The sequence below is a fragment of the Streptococcus sp. bf_0095 genome, assembly GCF_004166885.1.
GTDB lineage: Bacteria > Bacillota > Bacilli > Lactobacillales > Streptococcaceae > Streptococcus.
In genome coordinates this window covers 799,251-817,427 of sequence record NZ_RCYU01000001.1, presented here as the reverse complement: position 1 = coordinate 817,427, position 18,177 = coordinate 799,251, and the positions used below count along the sequence as shown (strand labels likewise).

28 protein-coding genes are annotated in these 18,177 nt (G+C 37.9%); all 28 read left to right on the top strand.

The features are described from left to right. Nucleotides 1–179: 179 nt before the first annotated feature. The 28 genes from EAI95_RS04195 to EAI95_RS04055 all read left to right on the top strand — a co-directional run bounded on the left by EAI95_RS04195 (nt 180) and on the right by EAI95_RS04055 (nt 18,159). The gene (locus EAI95_RS04195) at nt 180–506 is read left to right on the top strand and encodes a PadR family transcriptional regulator (RefSeq protein ID WP_129822283.1); all 327 of its coding nucleotides are present in this window, start codon (nt 180–182) and stop codon (nt 504–506) included. Beyond that, entirely contained in the window at nt 503–1,321 is an 819-nt protein-coding gene (locus EAI95_RS04190; RefSeq protein WP_129822282.1) for a hypothetical protein, read from the top strand. Before EAI95_RS04195 ends, EAI95_RS04190 begins: the two co-directional genes overlap by 4 nt. Then, nucleotides 1,299–2,129, top strand: coding sequence for a hypothetical protein (locus tag EAI95_RS04185; RefSeq protein WP_129822281.1), 831 nt, complete (start codon nt 1,299–1,301; stop codon nt 2,127–2,129). The genes EAI95_RS04190 and EAI95_RS04185 overlap by 23 nt, the downstream gene beginning before the upstream one ends. Nucleotides 2,130–2,229: 100 nt before the next feature. Further along, nucleotides 2,230–2,466 carry a DUF2829 domain-containing protein gene (locus EAI95_RS04180; protein ID WP_000141913.1) on the top strand — a complete coding sequence of 79 codons (237 nt, stop codon included), beginning with the start codon at nt 2,230–2,232 and terminating at the stop codon, nt 2,464–2,466. After that, nucleotides 2,459–3,157 (top strand): 3-oxoacyl-ACP reductase, encoded by a 699-nt coding sequence (locus EAI95_RS04175; protein WP_129822280.1) that lies wholly within the window; start codon nt 2,459–2,461, stop codon nt 3,155–3,157. Before EAI95_RS04180 ends, EAI95_RS04175 begins: the two co-directional genes overlap by 8 nt. Nucleotides 3,158–3,334: 177 nt before the next feature. Further along, entirely contained in the window at nt 3,335–3,754 is a 420-nt protein-coding gene (locus EAI95_RS04170; RefSeq protein ID WP_129822279.1) for an SMI1/KNR4 family protein, read from the top strand. An 18-nt stretch (nt 3,755–3,772) separates the two neighbouring features. Next, entirely contained in the window at nt 3,773–4,114 is a 342-nt protein-coding gene (locus EAI95_RS04165; RefSeq protein ID WP_129822278.1) for a hypothetical protein, read from the top strand. A 58-nt stretch (nt 4,115–4,172) separates the two neighbouring features. After that, a complete protein-coding gene (locus EAI95_RS04160) occupies nt 4,173–4,544 on the top strand; it encodes an Imm51 family immunity protein (protein ID WP_129822277.1) in 372 nt (123 codons plus the stop codon). Nucleotides 4,545–4,622: 78 nt separating this feature from the next. Then, nucleotides 4,623–5,438, top strand: coding sequence for a pentapeptide repeat-containing protein (locus EAI95_RS04155; protein WP_173018602.1), 816 nt, complete (start codon nt 4,623–4,625; stop codon nt 5,436–5,438). A 297-nt stretch (nt 5,439–5,735) separates the two neighbouring features. Next, complete coding sequence (locus tag EAI95_RS04150; RefSeq protein WP_129822275.1) at nt 5,736–6,230, top strand: hypothetical protein; 495 nt, start codon at nt 5,736–5,738, stop codon at nt 6,228–6,230. A gap of 107 nt (nt 6,231–6,337) precedes the next feature. Next, a complete protein-coding gene (locus EAI95_RS04145; protein ID WP_070673807.1) occupies nt 6,338–7,048 on the top strand; it encodes a hypothetical protein in 711 nt (236 codons plus the stop codon). Between the two features lie 334 nt (nt 7,049–7,382). Further along, nucleotides 7,383–7,790 carry a hypothetical protein gene (locus tag EAI95_RS04135; RefSeq protein ID WP_129822274.1) on the top strand — a complete coding sequence of 136 codons (408 nt, stop codon included), beginning with the start codon at nt 7,383–7,385 and terminating at the stop codon, nt 7,788–7,790. Next, the gene (locus EAI95_RS04130; RefSeq protein ID WP_129822273.1) at nt 7,787–8,347 is read left to right on the top strand and encodes an immunity protein; all 561 of its coding nucleotides are present in this window, start codon (nt 7,787–7,789) and stop codon (nt 8,345–8,347) included. The genes EAI95_RS04135 and EAI95_RS04130 overlap by 4 nt, the downstream gene beginning before the upstream one ends. A gap of 9 nt (nt 8,348–8,356) precedes the next feature. Next, a complete protein-coding gene (locus tag EAI95_RS04125; RefSeq protein ID WP_048715501.1) occupies nt 8,357–8,884 on the top strand; it encodes an Imm26 family immunity protein in 528 nt (175 codons plus the stop codon). Between the two features lies 1 nt (nt 8,885). Next, nucleotides 8,886–9,512 carry a hypothetical protein gene (locus EAI95_RS04120; protein WP_048715503.1) on the top strand — a complete coding sequence of 209 codons (627 nt, stop codon included), beginning with the start codon at nt 8,886–8,888 and terminating at the stop codon, nt 9,510–9,512. 97 nt (nt 9,513–9,609) lie between these two features. Continuing rightward, nucleotides 9,610–9,999 (top strand): Imm50 family immunity protein, encoded by a 390-nt coding sequence (locus tag EAI95_RS04115; RefSeq protein WP_129822272.1) that lies wholly within the window; start codon nt 9,610–9,612, stop codon nt 9,997–9,999. Between the two features lie 164 nt (nt 10,000–10,163). Beyond that, the gene (locus EAI95_RS04110; RefSeq protein WP_129822271.1) at nt 10,164–10,877 is read left to right on the top strand and encodes a hypothetical protein; all 714 of its coding nucleotides are present in this window, start codon (nt 10,164–10,166) and stop codon (nt 10,875–10,877) included. Nucleotides 10,878–10,890: 13 nt separating this feature from the next. Continuing rightward, entirely contained in the window at nt 10,891–11,331 is a 441-nt protein-coding gene (locus tag EAI95_RS04105; RefSeq protein ID WP_048715509.1) for a hypothetical protein, read from the top strand. A gap of 98 nt (nt 11,332–11,429) precedes the next feature. Next, nucleotides 11,430–11,714 (top strand): hypothetical protein, encoded by a 285-nt coding sequence (locus tag EAI95_RS04100; RefSeq protein WP_061563717.1) that lies wholly within the window; start codon nt 11,430–11,432, stop codon nt 11,712–11,714. Nucleotides 11,715–11,768: 54 nt separating this feature from the next. After that, the gene (locus EAI95_RS04095; RefSeq protein WP_048715511.1) at nt 11,769–12,332 is read left to right on the top strand and encodes a hypothetical protein; all 564 of its coding nucleotides are present in this window, start codon (nt 11,769–11,771) and stop codon (nt 12,330–12,332) included. A gap of 27 nt (nt 12,333–12,359) precedes the next feature. After that, entirely contained in the window at nt 12,360–13,055 is a 696-nt protein-coding gene (locus EAI95_RS04090; protein ID WP_129822270.1) for an SMI1/KNR4 family protein, read from the top strand. A gap of 162 nt (nt 13,056–13,217) precedes the next feature. Beyond that, nucleotides 13,218–13,958: a hypothetical protein gene (locus tag EAI95_RS04085; protein ID WP_129822269.1), complete on the top strand. Its 741-nt coding sequence runs from the start codon at nt 13,218–13,220 to the stop codon at nt 13,956–13,958. Nucleotides 13,959–14,036: 78 nt separating this feature from the next. Next, nucleotides 14,037–14,435: an NTF2 fold immunity protein gene (locus tag EAI95_RS04080; RefSeq protein WP_048715517.1), complete on the top strand. Its 399-nt coding sequence runs from the start codon at nt 14,037–14,039 to the stop codon at nt 14,433–14,435. Nucleotides 14,436–14,524: 89 nt separating this feature from the next. Further along, the gene (locus EAI95_RS04075; protein ID WP_129822268.1) at nt 14,525–15,454 is read left to right on the top strand and encodes a hypothetical protein; all 930 of its coding nucleotides are present in this window, start codon (nt 14,525–14,527) and stop codon (nt 15,452–15,454) included. Nucleotides 15,455–15,589: 135 nt separating this feature from the next. After that, complete coding sequence (locus tag EAI95_RS04070; protein ID WP_048715592.1) at nt 15,590–16,144, top strand: DUF4304 domain-containing protein; 555 nt, start codon at nt 15,590–15,592, stop codon at nt 16,142–16,144. A gap of 152 nt (nt 16,145–16,296) precedes the next feature. Beyond that, on the top strand, nt 16,297–16,656 hold the full coding sequence (locus EAI95_RS04065; RefSeq protein WP_129822267.1) for a hypothetical protein: 360 nt from the start codon (nt 16,297–16,299) through the stop codon (nt 16,654–16,656). A 164-nt stretch (nt 16,657–16,820) separates the two neighbouring features. Continuing rightward, a complete protein-coding gene (locus tag EAI95_RS04060) occupies nt 16,821–17,555 on the top strand; it encodes a hypothetical protein (RefSeq protein WP_129822266.1) in 735 nt (244 codons plus the stop codon). A 16-nt stretch (nt 17,556–17,571) separates the two neighbouring features. Then, entirely contained in the window at nt 17,572–18,159 is a 588-nt protein-coding gene (locus EAI95_RS04055; RefSeq protein ID WP_129822265.1) for an SMI1/KNR4 family protein, read from the top strand. The last annotated feature ends 18 nt before the right edge of the window (nt 18,160–18,177 follow it).

Here is an 18,177-nt window from a genome sequence, read left to right as displayed (position 1 = left end):
CAAATTTTTTTTGAAATTAATTGTATATTTAGTCATAATGCTCGGATTTATCAAGTTTCATGCAGTATTTTTAACTATTATGCTTTACAAACTAGTTAAGGAGGAGTATACTAATAGTGAAAGGACTAGTATGTAAAACAAACTAGCCAAAAAGAGGCGGTATAGAAAGGGGGAGCAGGATGAAAGAGTCGCAATTGCTCAAGGGTGTCCTGGAAGGTTGTGTTTTAGAAATTATTTCAAAAAAATCTATTTATGGCTATGAATTGATCCAAAGTCTCAAGGAAACCGGCTTCGATAAGATCGTTGCGGGGACCATTTATCCCTTGCTTCAGAAACTAGAGAAGCAGGGAGTCATCGTAGGAGAGATGAGGCCCTCTCCGGATGGACCTGATCGCAAATATTTCTCTCTAACCATGGAAGGAAGAGAGCGCTTAGAGGAATTTTGGAACCAGTGGCAGGATCTGGTCATTAAAGTAGAACGCGTGAAAAAGGAGGGGGAAGCATGATCGAAGATTATACAGAAAAAATGTCAGCCGAATTGATGCACCTAAATAAGGACAATCAAGCTTATATGAAAAAAATGATAGCTTATATTGGAGTGAAGTCCTATTTTTATGATGATGAGCTACTGGGTGAACAGCTCTACAATATGGTTTGCGATTTAAAGGTTGCTGAGCGAGACGGGATTGGTGCAATGGATTATTACGGAAAGGACCCAAGGGCCATGATGGACCAAGTTCTCTCGGAGTTACCTAGACGCAGGCTAGGTTCTTATGTGGGGTTATTCTTGATTCTTGGAACGATTTTCGTTGGCATGCGGTTTGTAATGGATTTTGCCTGGATGCTGCCACTGGTGATTGCTCCTTTAACATATTTGCTAGATCTATTCATTTTCTTTGTGTACAGTCAATTTATGATGTGGCTTTGGTCCAAACAGAGCTATGGGGAAATCAAGTGGCCTTGGGCTCTTGTTATCAGTGTGATTAGTTTGATCCTGTCTCCTAGGATAGAGCGCGTGTTTTCTGACCATTTGAGTCTGAATCGAAGTATCCTTTTGCCAGATGGTTGGGCGATTGTTCTGGCTTTTCTGGTTCTTCTTGGATTTACGATCATGACCTATAGAAATCAGGGACGGCTTGCTGTTAGCCTACTGGTCATGGGAGTGACTTTCTTTGTAACTGGATGCTGTGTTCGCTTTGTGAATCCAGGAACTGCTAATTTATTACGCTGGCTACTCCCTCTAATAGGACTAGTCTTGTCCTTCATTGTATTTCGTCTCCAAAGGAAGGGGAAACATCATGACATCAGCTATTTATTATGAAGAAACGCAGTCTTTGGTTCAAACCTTTAGCCAGGAGGACCAAGCTTATTTCCAAGATCTCTGGGATTATTTCAATTTTGCCGGCTTCTTATATGAAGAGAAAGCTTTAAGAGAGCAGATCTATAATCTGGCGCTAGACTTTTCACAAGCAAGCGGTAATGGATTGACAGCCAAGGACTATTTTGGACAGGATCCCAAGGGAATGTCAGACCAAATCATAGAAAATATGCCTAAAGAATCTACGCGGTCTGTTCTGAAGTATGGGGCGATTGTCTCGGGAATTGTGATTTTTTATCGCCTCTTAAGTGATTTTGCTTCGCAAGCAGTCCTGGTTCTCAAGCCCCTCGTCTATCTAACGGATAGTATTTTGGGTATTTTAGCCGTTGGGTTACTATTCTATCTCCTTCGTCGCCTCATTTTTGCAGAAGAGAAGTCAAAAAAAGCAATCTATGTAGCAGTCGTTCTCGTTCTGGGGATCTATTTTATCAGTGAAATAGTTGGGGTCCGTTTCTTGCCAGCTTTTGCCTGGTTGACGGTACCGAATCCATGGGATACTCTCCTGATAACAGGGGCTAGTGGCGTCCTCATTCTGTGGCAATGGAAAGAAGAAATTGGCCGAGCTTTTGTCTTTCCTATTTTAGCCTTTTTAGTAGTGGGATTCTTGCATCGCTGGACTTTGGCACAAGGGATTCAGAATTCTACCATGACTATGATCCTACCTACAGTAATCATTGTTATAGGATTGATGATTTACTATTGGTTCACGATTCGCACCTTGAAAAAGAACAAGACAGAAAATGGTGAATAGAGTGAAAAGGGGGAGGAAACTCCCCTTTTGCTGTTGGAAAACAACGGGCAAGCATGATTTTTGTTATAATGAAAGGGAGTATGGATCAAAGGAGAAGATGATGACATTTGAAGAAATCTTGCCTGGACTAAAGGCAAAAAAGAAATATGTGCGAACTGGTTGGGGCGGTGCTGAGAACTATGTCCAGCTTTTCGATACCATCGAGCAAAACGGGGTTGCCCTTGAAGTGACGCCTTATTTTCTCATTAACGTATCTGGTGAAGGCGAAGGATTTTCCATGTGGAGTCCAACCCCTTGTGATGTCTTAGCGACAGACTGGGTGGAAGTTCATGACTAAAGGGGTCTTGATTACAGGCGTTAGCTCCGGGATTGGTCTGGCTCAAGCTCGTCTCTTTTTAGAAAAGGGCTACCAGGTTTATGGGGTAGACCAGGGTGCTGATCCCCAGTTGCCAGGTGAGTTTCACTTCTTGCAGCGGGATTTGACCTTGGATTTGACGCCGATTTTTGACTGGTGTCCTAAGGTCGACATCTTGTGCAATACGGCAGGGGTATTGGATGACTACAAACCCCTTCTTGAGCAAAGCGCTCAGGAGATTCAGGAGATCTTTGAGATCAACTATGTGACTCCGGTAGAGCTGACACGGCATTATCTGACTCAGATGTTGGAGAAGAAGCAAGGGACCGTCATCAACATGTGCTCCATTGCTTCTAGCCTAGCTGGTGGAGGCGGTCACGCTTATACCTCCTCCAAGCATGCCCTAGCGGGCTTTACCAAGCAGTTGGCCCTGGATTATGCAGAATCTGGCATTCAAGTCTTTGGCATTGCTCCTGGAGCCGTCAAAACAGGCATGACTGCAGCGGACTTTGAACCAGGAGGCCTAGCAGACTGGGTAGCCAGTGAGACGCCCATCAAGCGCTGGATTGAGCCAGAGGAAGTGGCAGAAGTCAGCCTCTTTTTGGCCAGTGGGAAGGCATCTGCCATGCAAGGACAGATCCTCACGATTGATGGTGGTTGGAGTTTGAAGTAAGGGCTGAAATAAGCAAAAAAGATAAGAATGAAATGAGTCTAGTAGAACCGCTGGGCTCATTTTCTATTTTAGCTTTATGGAAAGGGAATCTTATGGTATGATAGCCTAAAAGGGACCTGTAATATGGAGGTCAAATAAAAAAAAGCCTTTGGGAAGAGATACTCAAAAGGAGACGGAATGCTAGTATTGACAGACACAAATCCAGCGATTTCAAGCGAAGATTTTTTACAATTTGAGGAGATTCTTGGAAAGAAATTGCCGGAAGCCATGAAGGATTTTTATCTCAAGTACAATGGTGGCCAGCCCCAAGTAAGGGGTGTCCACGATGACCGTCACCTCTTTCCTTTTAATTCCTTTGATTCACTGGAGGAGATGAGGAAGTCTCTTACCTGGTTTGACGATGAGGTGGTTCCTGCGGGATTTAAGGCGGCAGACCTTCTTCATTTCGCCTATGATCCTGGTTCTGGCAACTATGCTCTTTCTCTAAGGGCAGAGGATTATGGCAAGGTTTATTTCTATGTCTTAGAAGAAACAGCTGAGATCTACGGTCAATGGGCTTCTTTTGAGGAATTTTTGAACTCTTTTGTTGAAGAGTGAGATTAAAAAGGAGAAGGGATGCGAAAATACCAAGAACTTTCACTAGAGCAGATAATCGAGCAGGTCATAGCGGACCAATTATCTTCAGATGATTTTTGCCTCTATGGCAAGGATGATGGAGAACTGGAACTAGCTAGACTCTACTGGGTATCCGATTATCCGGATGTCGTGGAAGACTCTGATGTTTACCCGACGGATGTAGCGGAGCAAGATCTGCAACTAGTCTACTATGGAGAGCAGTTGATTGATGTTCTTGCAGTCGCACTTGAGGAAAAACCAAATGCAAGTCCCCAAGACTTGGTCAAGGCTTTAAATTATTATCAGCAGCATGATAGCTTTATGCCTTTTGATGCTGAGTAGATCTACTAGATTTATGGAGTCCTGTTACCAATAAACGCGTTCCATAAGGAGTTAAAAAATGATGGATTACGAAAAAATAAATGAAATAATTGCCCCTTTTACCTTACTAGTCTTTGACGAGGATCCTCAAAAGGTCCGAGGATCACTCATTTATTACCCTGATGGAAAATACAGACAGGAAGTGTTTGATACTCGAGAAGACGAAGGGTCCGAAGGGAATGGCTACGATTGGGCATCCCTAGCTTTGGTATTTCGGGAGGAAAAAATGCCTGAATTAAGCAAAGATATCGACTTTGATCCAGAAGGAAGTATGTTTTGTGCCTATTCTTCCAAGGTGGACGCCTTGGCTAAATTCGCTTTAGGATTTAAAGAATTTTGCGATGATATCGAAGCTATGAAAGACTTGTTCAGTCGAGCAGAGTTGGATTAACCTAAAAAACTCTCCAAATTTTAGGAGTTATAAAAGAGACAACCGATTAAAGAGAACATTTAAAAGATGGAGCAGGATATGGTTGAGAAAGATGGGATTATCATAAGGGATGGCCAGATCATCCTAAACAGCAGTGAGAAGCTATCGATTGAAAATCTAATAAAGGAAGCAAGCAGAACTCGTTTTATTCGTAATCAGCACTTTAAGGATACAAGTATCGGAATACTAGAAAGTTCACGAGTCATATTTGAAAATTGTATCTTTGAGAATGTCGTTTTTGAAAACTGTGATTTGAGGGATATCGGCTTTAAAAATCATACAGTTATTCGAAACTGTACTTTCAAAAGCTGCAATTTAAATGGAACTTTATTTTATGACAGTCACATTCTATCGTCTACCTTCCTTTCTTGTCAGATGAAGCGTCCTCTTTTGGTGAATGTCAGCGAGATGAGAGATTGTCTCTTTAAAAAGTGTAGGATGCACGATATTTTCTTTCCCCTACCAGAATTTCAGCAGAATAAAATTGTTGGAAAACTGTCTGAATGTACCTTTGGGTCGAAAACAAAGAAAGTAGAAAAGTTGTATGCAGATCTATCAGAGGCTCAGCTCAGTTTTGTTGAGTTTACAAGGTGTGATTTGACGGAGACCATTCGTCCTTCGGATCCAGATATTCTCTATATAAAAAACCTGAGTGAACGATCAAAGAAGGTTCAGGAAAAAATAGCAACAATCCAAGATGATAGAAAAAGGCGAGCCCTTTCTATCCATACAGAGAGTTGGATGAATGAAAAGTATGTGGATTACTTGATGAGTCGCAAAGATTACAAATGGGCCTGGGATGATTATTTTGAGGATGTGTCTAGGTGCTTGGGTCTTGAATGGGATAACCACTAGGAAGGCTTTGGTACCAAAGTGGATAATGGTAATCCTCTTTTATATGACTGAGAATTTATGGAATTGAAAAGTCTGATTGTCGAAACATGTGATGATAGTGGAATAGCCCAGCTTATTTCTTATCTGAAGTGAAAATAGATTTAGTTAGCTCGTTCATTAAGAGATAATACATGCTGAAAGAATGACATGATTTCCCCTAGTCTAAAGCTAGGCGATTGAGAAAGAAAAAGTCTAGTTTTATACAAGAAGAATGGATATGGAAACTAGTACTGAGAAAATCTGAGAGAGGAACCTTTGATGAAAGAAAGAATCAAATTAACTGAAGGAGAGGTTTTCCTATTAACACCTCCTTATCAATCGGATCCATGTTTTGCTTGTCATTTAATCTATTTAAGTTACGAAACTAAAGGATTGTGCGCTTATGTGTTATCAAAGGAAGCAATAAATCTTGAAGATATAGATATAGATAGTATTGAATTTGACACAAAAAAAGCGATTTATTCAAGTACTTATTTTATGAAATGGGGATTATGGGAAAAATTAGGTTATAGGCCTATCCTTGAGGAAGAGGATCAGTTACTACTTCGAAATGTTGGAAACTATAACCTAATGTATCGAGATGAGAATTGCAGACAAATGCCAAGCAAGAAGTATAAGGAGGAATATCCTCTACAGCCAGTTTATGATTCGCTAGAAGTTTTTGCTCTTATCTATGGAAAAAAATATAAAGAGTCCGATCCTAGAGTATTAGATTGGATAGAGGCAAATGTAAATACACGTTTGGATGATTGATTTCTATTGTAATGATAATCTGATTGTGGAAATCAATTCAATAGAAAAGCAGTATAGAGGTATTAAGATTATTGAGAAGTCTTAGCTGAAATTCAAGGAAAATAAAAATGGCAAAATACGGAATATCCCCTTTTGATAATGATAGTGCAACGTTTGCTCATAATTGTATTTACTCAAGAGCATTGAAAACCATAAGTAAACAAATGGAAGAATTGGCTCTAACAAATCTGCTAGAGGAAGAGATGTTGGGACATATGTTTATTCTGGCTATTGATTTAGCACGTTTCCCCACAGAGCAACATAAATTTACGCAAGAAATGAATGATGAGTGGCAAGAACTATTAAGAAACTATGTTGATGGTCATACTATTCAGTCAGAAACACTTGCAAAAACTTTAGATGTTATTTTGAAGTATTTCTTTTTTAGAAATACTCCGAAGGGTTATGAGATAGGTTTTAAACAGCTAGCTTATTTAGATTTCCCAGAAAGAAAAATCTATATTGCACTAGCAATCGATGTATATTTTGAAGCTTTGCTAGAATACATTGAAATCGCTTTTGAAGATGAGGCAGGATTGAGTGATTGGCAACCAGATAGAATGACAATACCAGCTTATCTTGATCTCTATGTGTCTTGGGCAATGGAAGTGCCAGAAAAGGCTAAAGGCCGTGTTGCAATGGAACAGTTTACTAGATGGAAAAATGCTTATTTTGAATGGTTTGAGACAAACTGTAAAAAAATTCCGAAGAAGTATCGAACAATAGAGAAAATAAATATGCTTGAGTTGTTTGAGGAGTTTGAATATTATGCTACATGAGGAATTCAATAAGAACAGTTTTTTCTATTTTATGATATTCTCGATCATCTACTGGATCAATCATCAGTATGGTATTCCACAACTTTGGCAAAAATTCAGGAGGAATTTCCAGGTCTATTACACGCTAGACTCCTTTCCATTTTTATCTTGTCTGAACAAAGAGATGGAGACCAAATTTTCGGATTGGAATTTGGATTGAGAGAGGATTCGGAGCATGGTAGAGGACTTAAATTCTCCCTCAATAGTCTTGAAATTTTAGAATATGGTTTAGGGGAAGTCGCGTACTACTAAGTGTAGTCGATAACAAGAGAAGCACTAGAAGATGGAGCAGGATATGGTTGAGAAAGAATGGCGTTTTTGTTCATCAGAGGATGATGGGGATTGGGTGATCCTATCGGACAGTGATAGGGCTGAAACAAAAGAGGATATCCACTCTATCAATCAGAAAGAATCCGTTATGCGGATGTATCGAAGACCGGGAGACTTTGTCTCAGTTTCTTTGCTATCTGCTTCTTATGAAATAGATGACGTAACAGGGAAGCTTGGACAAGAACGAGATTTCTATTTAAAAATTGAATGCCTGCAAGATGGATGGGCCAGTATCAGCTCTCAGGTCTATAAAAAAGAGGAAGCAGTAACCTTAGCAAGCCTCTTTATAGGACTCCGAAAAGATGCGGCTATTAAGCTTTGGAAGATAAAAAAATTGGGTGAAAAGAACCTAGGAGATCGGATAGAAAAATGACAGTTACTATTGATGAATTAGTGAAGGAGCACGGCTTTTGTCTGGTATCTACAGAAGAGAAACCATTTCGTCTGGATGAGGTCCGTTTCAACCTTTTGGCATATTTAGAGGATTATTCTAAAATGGGATTTTCTTTTGTTAAATCAGGTGACGAACTAGTCGAACTAAGGAAAAATCAAGAGAGTTATAGGCTTTTTGGCCAGTGTTTTTTAGGATTTTTTGTGATTGGAGGAGAGGAGCAAATCTTTTTACTTTGCAATCAAGAAGGAGGGGAAGTTTTTCAAGAAGCGAGGGTTTATGTCAATTCTTCCTTACATACTTTTGTTTCCTCTTATTCGCTCTTTCTATCAAGTATCTTTCTTTTGAAAGTAAAGTTTTATGAGATTGAGCAAGATGAAGTCGAAGAGATTGCAGCAAACTTGAAGGCTCAAGTACTTGCCTTGGAAAAGTCCCTTGAACAAGAATTGCCCTTCTGGGAGCACATGGCCTATTTGATAGAAGATGATGGAATCGTTCTAAGAGATGATCTCTTTCATATCTTAAATAAAGAGCAGTAGGAATTAATTATGGAGAAAAGATTGCCCCAGATAAAGATTCGAGAGTGGAATGAAAAGCCACGAACAAAACTTCGATTTATTAAAATTGGTGATATTTTTTGCTATCAATTTTCGGAGGAAATGTTTGTATTTGGTCAAATCCTTGGAAAAGTGAACGTTGGTCATGTCATTCAATTTTTCGATATCTTTCAAGCAAGGCCTACTATAACAGTTGAGGAGCTAATTCGTGCTCAATTTATGGGTAAGCCCATCATTGCAGATTCCTACACCTTGTTTGATCGAAGTCCAGTATGGTCTTGGCAGATAATTGGTCACCAAGCGGATTTTGATCCAAGCCCTTTTAAAGATTTAGCCTTTAAGTGGGGAGACCCAAATGGTCTTCACTTTGGGAAGGTCTGGCTAGATGGTAGGCGGGAACCTAAGATTTTTTCTAGGGAAGAAGTTGAGGAGCTGGACTGGGAAGCCTGTGTCGGAAGTATAGTTTATAACAGAATCTTGGAAGAAGAACTGGCAAGCAGAGGAAATAAAGGAGTTTGAGATGGACTATGTAGATGAGTTGACTTCAGGACGAACGCCCTTGGTAAAAAAGGCAGCGAAAAAAATTTTAAAGGGCAGACTAAAAGGATATGGACCATTCTTGCATCAGGCCTTGGAAGGGGAGATGGAAAAGACTAGATCGTGGGAATCACAAATGTACTTGCTCTACGCCATGGCTGCAACGGATTGCACAGAAGAAGTCCCCTATCTGAAGTCATTACTGCTGAGAGACATTCCAACCCCTGTAACCTATCGCTCTCTAGCAGTAGCGATTGCTTATCTAGAAAATTTAGAAACAGAGAACTTATCTTTTGTCTATGAGTCTTTGGAATCGAATAACTCATCTCAAGCTGCAGGAGCTTGTGCAGCGATATATCAGAGAAAGATTGTTCTGAAAGATGACGATTTTAACAAAATTATGTCTCATGTGACTCAGCCTAAATACCTTGAGCATATTGGTCAAGTCACAAATCCATTTTTATTTATTTTGGCTGCATCATATCTTTATCCAGAACAGAATCGTCAGAAAATTGTTGACTTTTCTCGTCAGTTCGATATATCTATCGTCAAGGACTTAATCAATGACGTTACAAAAGGAAAGGACGGCAGAAGAGTTAGTCTATTCTAAAATCTACTTAAAGAGAGAAACTGTCACTTCCTTAAAGAGGGAAACAATGAATCTTAAAAAGAAGACTTATATTCATTTTTAAAAAGGAGTTCATACTGTGAAATGGTTTGAAAAAGTAGTGGGGAAGGAAAAGATTATTCATTTGTTTGATGGTGATTTGGACTTGAATAATGTATTTCTTGATACTGTATTATGTTACGATTACAAATTAGATCTTGTCCTTTATGTATATGATTTACCAACTGACTTCCCTGAAAAGTGGCAGAAAAGTGCATTTAATGCCATAAAAATTAATTTAGAGTTTTTTTATTTAGATGAAATCCATTTTTATTCTAAGGGGATTCATAAGGTTAAGGGACAACTGGAACTGCTCTTTTTAGAGAATAAGGTTGAATTCAATTTTATAAACCAAAATGATGTGATGTTATCGGGTTCTTCTGACCTAGTTAGAATTGCTGAGATTGGTCCTGTGAAGATTGATACTTAAAGATGTATTCTTAGCTTATTTGCGGAGATTCTGGATGATCAAACAATCCTCCATTGCTAGGAGGGACACCACGACTATGGGAAAAAGTGAAGGAAGAGCACAAATATTAGACCTTGACCTAAGGCTAGACCTTTCTACAAGAAAAAAACTACGAGACCACGAATATGAAGTTACAGTATTTTGAATTAGATAAGCCCTATGTGGAAAATCAACAGAGGATTGAGGAGCTGATGGACTCAGCTGGGCTAACTTACGAGGAAGCTAGAATTAAGGACTATCGACAGAATTGGAAAGACCTTCGAAGAGCGTTCGTATATGAATCCAAATGTATGACCTCTATGGTAGAACGGCTTTTCAAACCAGTTATAACCCAGGATTGTTGGAAAATCATCGTAGAATGTGTAGATACGATTAGCAATCCAGCTATCATGAACCTACTTGGCGTCTATACTGTTCAGGTCTTATTTGATTTTTCTAGCTATGAAAGCTCGAGTCCATTGGAACAGAAAAAGCTGCTCTTAGAGGCCTTGTTAAAAGGGGTAAAGCGCGTGTTTCAGGAGCTCTCTATTCCATACTCCTTGATAGATGATGTAGTCAATGAAATAGAGAAAAACGATTATGAAAATAGCTGGGAGTGGAAAAGGAAGAAGATCCAATCCACGATCTTTTCCATTCAAGTGGAGCATCAGCTGGATAAGGTGGATTTGTTTTGGAAGATAGAGCAAAAGGATAAGAGAATCCGTCAGTTGATTCAATCCTGCGCTGCTCATGAGATGGATTATGGGGCTAAGCTTGGTAAACTGGAAGCAAAAAGTAACTTCCTGTATCTGCTGGATAAAGAGAATGAGGTTGTGAGCAAAATTTCTGTTTCAGAATGATGGAGCACAAACAATGAGTGACTTAAAAAAGAAATTATCCTTGTTAAAAGTGAAAAGACGAATCAAGAGTTTGAAGGGGATAAAGGATGTCCATTTTCTGACCGATAAACCTAAAGAAATTGCTTGGTATGCTGGGGAGTTGAATCCTATAGACTCTCCACTTCCTTGCCTTTATGAGTTTCCTGTTGCCCACACTACTCAAGATTTAAGTAGGTTAATTCAAAGTCTAGTTGGCAATAGCAGGCAGTTTATCCTAGTTTTTTGGGAATTTTCACCGATTTATGTCTTGTTTCAAATGGAGTCTCTGGATGAATTTTTGCCCTCTTATTTTAGTGAAATTTCTACCAGAGACTTGACGCTATTCTTTAAAGACCAGGAAAAAGTATTGGATCTCCATTTAGCGGAGGATAAAGTAGAAGTGAGAGTCTTGGAGAATAAGGCTAAGAACCGGTAAATTCTATAAATTGAAAATGAACATAGAATTAGTCGATGAAAGAGACAGAGAGGAAAGAATGCCATTCTTGGAGAGACAAATGGTAAAGGAAGATTCTAATGTGTGAAAAAGAATATTATTATTATGGCAATAGTGAGTTTATGTCGGGTCTAGGAGTTATTTATACAGAGTTTACTGGTCAGCGTGCAAGTCGACAAATTAACGTTTTGAATGGGCACTCTTATGCTTCCTCTTGCCTACAGGATTATGTTCCAGAAGTAGGGTTTCTACTCTATGATGGTCGGAAAGATGAGTTGGATCTATCAGACTCCATCAAGATTAGTCAAGAGGAATTTGAACGAATATGGGCTCAGGCTGTCGCTAGCGGTCAGAATGATACGTAATCGTCAGTTGAAAATAGCCAAATATAATCCCAAAAATGTGAGAGGAGTCCAATAATGATACTCAATTTGTTAAAGGAATTCGTAGAAGTCTATCATAGAAACAAGGGCTTAGGAGAGCTTGTATTTACTAGTGACTGTCTCCATGTCGAAAAGCCAGATTTGTCTGGTCAATTGAAAGAGTTCTACCAACATTTGAGCTTTGAGGAAGAAGCTTATTTTAGAGGAGCTCCCTATGATCTTGCTCTAATTCCTCTCCCTCTATGTGAAGCTGCATCAGAAGGATGGCAGGATGCTAGCTGGAAAGAGAGTTATGTGGTTTTTGCTCACATGATGGGGGATGAGCCAATTTTTTGTGATCTAACTAGCGAGCTTAGTCCTGTATTTGGCAAGATTCCTGGGAATTCCAAGCTCTATTGCTTAAGCCCCTCTTTATCTACTTTCTTGTCTACTTATAGTCAGATGAAAAAGCTAGAAATCACCAAGTTTGAGAATGACATCTACATTGATGAGGACTTGTCGGACTATAAAGAAGGTTTTTTAACAGGAATCATGGCTATTATCGAGGAGCAACTTCCTGAAGCCTATCGAAAAGACTTTATTGAATTTATGCTTGGCTAAAGCCAAAGATGAAGAGATGAGAAGCAAATGAAAATGAAGAATTTTTTAAAATGTTGTGAGGATCTGGTCATACAAGAAAGTGGGGCCTCAGCTTTTGAACTAGAAAAACTCAAAGCCAGACAGTTTCCTCAAGCTCACCTGGATTTGCTCTCCATGACCAATGGCTTGGAGTTTTATGGTGGCTATTATCGCTTGTTTGGGACGGATTCTACTCAAGCTATTACGCTAGATTCCTGGAATTCGGATGAGGTATGGAAAGACGTCTGGAGAGATTATGTATCAGACTACTATCTTTTTGGTATGTCTGCAATTGGAGATCAATTCGCTTATAGATTGAAGGATGGGAACATTCAAAGTCATCAAGTTTATTATTTAGATGGGATTACTATGGATGTTATCGAGATCTACGACAGTTTTGAAGCGTTTTTTGAGAGGGAATTTGTTCTGAAAGCCCAAGGTGGGATGGAATCTATTTTTGTTTCTGCTAGGGAACGATTTGGAAATCTAGACCTCTCCAGAAGCTGTATTTATTCCCCTTCCTTAATGATAGTGAATGATCCAAGTGTTGAAAATCTCATGCTTTTACCGACAAAGGATGTCATGACCATCAATGGGGATTTGTTTGTTCAATTGTCTGATTCAGAGGAGTCTATTACGAAACTAGAGCAATATCTAGACGCTTCGGGTAGAGCCAGAGTCAAGGTCATTTTTGATCGAGATTGAGCAAGCAGGATATAGTTTATTTAGAAAAAATACTCTGAAGATTCGTGATTTTAACCTTTTGGCGACAAGCGATGATTTAGTCTTCTAGTCAGGGTGTCATTGTAAAATGATTTAGGTTGAAAATAGAAAACGAAGCATTTTATTCATGCAAAGAGGTGAATGATGACCAGTTTAGATAAATATTTAGAGATCATTAAAAAAGGATTTTCCGAAAGAGAGAATCTAATGGCAATGGAGCCTCTGCATTCTATTGAAGAGATTGCACCATTATTGGATGAAACATTGACTTATAAAGAATTCATCAATATCAATCGCTTATTAAGACAAAAATACATTGTCGAAAACCCAGAGGATATGCTAAAAGATGTAGATTTTAACCAGCTTTCTTTACCTAGCAATACGAGGGTGATTTACTTGATGGGAAGTAAATCTGATGTGCTAGACTTTTCAAAATATGAACAAGTAGAAAAGATTTTAATAGTTGGGGCTAGAAAAGTAAGAAAGATCATCTTACCCCAGAATGATTGTGTGAAAGCTCTAGGGATATCTTCCATGACAAATTTGGAAACAATAGAGAACATTTCTTTTCATACTGGCATGCGTTATCTGCACTTTGATTATGGTGTAAAGTTTCCGGACTTTGATTTTATAAGGGATTTAAATCAGTTACTCTATCTTTCATTTACGTCAAATAAAAAATTACCAGAATTGGATTTTATCCATCCATCTAGTGAGCTCCGTTTTTTAGATTTTGTCGATACGTATATTTTTAACTACGCATCAACAGTTAGCTACCTGAAGAGTCTGAAACATCTTCGATTTTTAACAACGGGAAGAACAAATCAAAAGCAAAGGGATCTTCTTAGAAGCGAGTTACCACATGTTTGCATGCGAGAGGGTTAAAAACGACTTCAATACAGCTTTTTATAACCTATGTTTTCAGAATAAACTATTAGTCCCGTTGTTTAAGTAGGAGGAAATATGAGCTATACGAATCTAGCAAAAGAAACCTTCCTCCAGTTTATGCAGGCCATGTATTCTTGGGAGAGAAAAGCCACTAGAAGCCTAAGAAAGCAAGCCGATAAAGAGATGTTGAAGGATGAATTAGCTGCTATATTTGATCAGTTTTGTAGATCTAAAAAAACACTCAGAGAAAGGGAAGTATCTTTATCTGTTCGATTTCCATTTGACTATAAATTAGAAACGCATCCCATCGTCGATGAAGAGTATGACGGGAATCAAACTTACTTCTATATCAAGGAGAATCGTTCTGGTTTAGAAACTCTCTATCGTTTTCGAATGGTGTTTCAAGAAGGACGATGGTGGATTGATAAGAAAGAATGGCTTGGTGATGGGAAGTGGATCAATTCTTCCTTGTGATATACTGAAGAATGTAGGAAGACAGGAAGAAATGTGTTTCAAAAGACAGTGGTAGTCTAAGTGTAAGTAATGAAATTTTAGAGGTCAATATGAATAAAACACTTTCAACTCAAAAAAGAAAATTAACAACCATTAGAAATCAAATACTGAAGGCGAGAGATTTTCACTTAGAGGCAGAAAAACTATCTAATACTGAAGCCATTTTAACAGCTCTAAAATCTGATAAGAAAAGCGTTAAAGTTAACTACGAAGAAAATGGTGAGGTAAGATCATACCTGTATGATCACTTAGATATGATTGATTCTATAAGTCCTTATCCTCTAGTCTCTAATTTTATAGAAAACAAGACATCTGAAACCTATCAATCTTTGCTAAATGGCTGTTTTTGTTCTGTAATGGCCGATATGGCTTCTGCTAAATACTTGGCTAAAGGGGGCTCAAACTTTGATACAGATATTTGTTTAAGTATCTTATTTGCCCTTGCCTATCTAGATGATACTTATGTAGAGTTTTTAATTGATAAATTAGCCTATTTTAAAGAAGCCCAAGTTGAAAAAGGGAAAAAAATTATTTTCTTTTCAGCAAAGAGTTTATTGCCTTTAGTCGTTTTTCTTTATGGAAATGGTAAGGATGATCGACTCGCTAACCTGCTGGAGAATGCTTGTGATGCCAAATATCAACCCTTGGACTCTAATCCTTATCAGAATGTGAATGATGCCTATAAACAGGTTATGGAAACTATTTTTTCAGAGGATGATGATGTTTTTAGAGAAACAATTTTATCCATGTGTGATTATCATTTAGCAAACACCAGAGATAGTCATTTAGTAGACTTCAATACCTTACTATGGCAATATTTCCCAATTGAAATCTTGGTTTTATTAAAAGAACGTCAGAAAAAAGCTCTCTCAATAGATGGAATTAGGCATCCCTTGCTTGATGACTTTTTGCCCTATTTCATGGATGACTTTCAATTATCCGAGCAAAACAAGATGATTCTAGGAACGATCTTAGACTAGTTGTGTAGAATAGATGAAAATTGTCAATAACCCATGCATTCGGATGGAATTATAGGGATAACCTATATCCATTTAGATTCCTAGGAAAAAGCAATGAGGAACTCTCCACATCCTGCTAGAAACAGAGGTAAAGAAATGAAAGAGGCCAAAGAACTCTTCCTAAAAAATGGCTTTTCGCGACTAAAGCGAACCAATAACTATTATAAAATCGATCATGATTTTTACACAGTCATCTATTTTCAACGAAAATCAGATGGTAGTGCCTATTTCGTAAATGTTGGCCTTCATCCTCTCTTTCTGGACGCGGGACTGTTAGAAGAAGTGGATTGTGCTTTAAGAACGCGATTAGGTTCTATCGATCATAGAAATGGCATGGATCAAGCTGAATTGGAAAAGGCTGTCCAAGAGGCCATCGATTTTACTGCTCAGTATGCGTCGTATCCTACCGTATTTTCGAGCATAGATCCCGAGAAGGATCTTGAGAAGGATTGGTTGTTAAAACAATTCTCTATTACCAAAGTGAACTTATGCAGATTGTATGTTGAGTATTATGATGCAATCGATTCTAAGAAGCTAGCTTTAGATTTTGCAAACTATGGCTTATCCATTACACCTAAGATTGCCTCTGTTCCTAAAAACTTCTTTAAAACCTATATTCGTTCGGGAGAAATAATCAAAACTACTTATTAGAGTGGAGTGAAAGTGAGGATTTATTAGTCAACATCCTGACGAAAGGAATCGGTAGGAGAAAATATATAAATCTTAATGAACAAGTCTAAGACCTTGATAATAATCTAGAGCTGGCATTCTATGTCAATCTTGTACCAAAAAGGAAATAAGAAATGAAGAACTATTTACTGGACGAAAGGATATTTCAGTATCCTGAATCGTTCAAAAAATTGATCGAACTCAATTTAGTTGATTTTGATTGTTGGTATCTGTTGGATTCAGAATGGGCCCTGTTTTTGTATGAGGGATTGCAGGAAAGGTACCCAACCCGAAAGTTGATTCCATTTGCTAAAAGAGGAGATTGTGATGATACCGCTTGTTTTGAAATAGGAAAGGGCAATAAAGTCCAACTCATTCATGACTTTACTACAGAAGGCTGGGAGCAACGAAAAGAGTTTAACGATTTTTGGGAATGGGTAGAATATGCAGTCAAATGCATGATAGAGTGTAACAAAGAGGATGGGATTGAATAATAAGAATCCCTTAAATAGAGAATAAAGCAACGGTCTTCAATAATGCTCTGCAAGCAAGCCTAGTTCTTAGTCTTATATATCTTTGAGTGGTCGATGATAAACCGAAAAATGTTATTGGGGCGCTACTAGCTTTCAATAAGCAGTATATTTAATGGGTAAGGAAAATGACGAACACGTACTATTACTATGAATTAACAAAAAATTCTATTGATTCAAAAGACGAATTTTTAAAAATCAAACCATTAATCGATATGAATGATATTCTTCCCATTTTGAAAGGAGATTATGGGGTTGTGAATTACAATCGTTTAAATGCTATTATTTTTCAACGATATTGTGTAGGGGATAATGACAATACCATATATGATATAAAGTTATCAGAAAGCAATGTTTCAAGAGATATCAAGCGTTTAGATATTTTTGGTGCAAAAGATGAAATTTTAGATTTATCAGAATTTATTAATTTAGAGAGATTAGATATTTGGGGAAGTGTTAATGTTAGAGAAATTATATTTCCTGAACATTCTGGAATTAAGATGCTAAATATTTTGAGAGTTCCAAAGTTGGAAGTTTTAGATAATATTTCATCCCTAAAAACTTTAAGGTATTTTAGTCACAGATATTCCTCTAGAATTAGTGATTTTAATTTTTTATCTAATCTTGAGGATTTAATCTTTCTATCAATAAATAATAGTAAAAATTTGTCTGATGTAAAGTTTCTCGAGTTATCAAAAATATATTATTTGGATTTATCCAATACCAATGTCATAAAAAATCATGGTTTGCTTGAAATACTAGAAAAAATGATAAATTTAAGATTTTTTTATGATGGTGGAAATACTAAGAATATGAGAGCCTTTTTGAAAAAACATTTGCCAAGTGTATCTATGTTAGATTAATTATTTAAGGAGAAAAATGGGAAACATCACCCAATTATTAGATGAGATTGAAAAATGTCTCCAACAGCTACATCATTCTTGTTTAGACCATCTAAATCCGGGACTATCTTTTCAAAAAATTCAAGAATTGTTTGAGGAAATACCATTGCAGCCAACCCAGGACTTGCGTGCTCTTTATACTTGGAGAAACGGTTCAGAAGATAGTGAGGGAATCACACTCGGTGAGCTGGCATTTTTTCCTGGTTTCTATTTGATGTCTCTGGAAGAGAGTATCCAGACCTACTTAGAACTAAGAGAAACGGATGCTTGGGGCAAGTCTTGGTTCCCAATTTTTGCCAGTGGAGGGGGAGATTTTTATGCCATGAACTTGGCTCCAGAAGCTCAGGGGCAAATTCTTGGTTTTTATGTATTTGAAGAAGAGGCCCAGGTCGAATACCGGTCATTGAAATCTATGCTTGCAACCCTTAAAGCATGTTATGAACAAGGCATTATTTTCCGGAATGAACAAGGCTGCTTGGATATGTATTATAGGAAGCATGCTGAGATAGCGCATGACATAAATCCAGAGGTGAAGCTATGGCTTGAATTCTTAAAGGAGACGTAAGAGGAATAACCGAGGAGA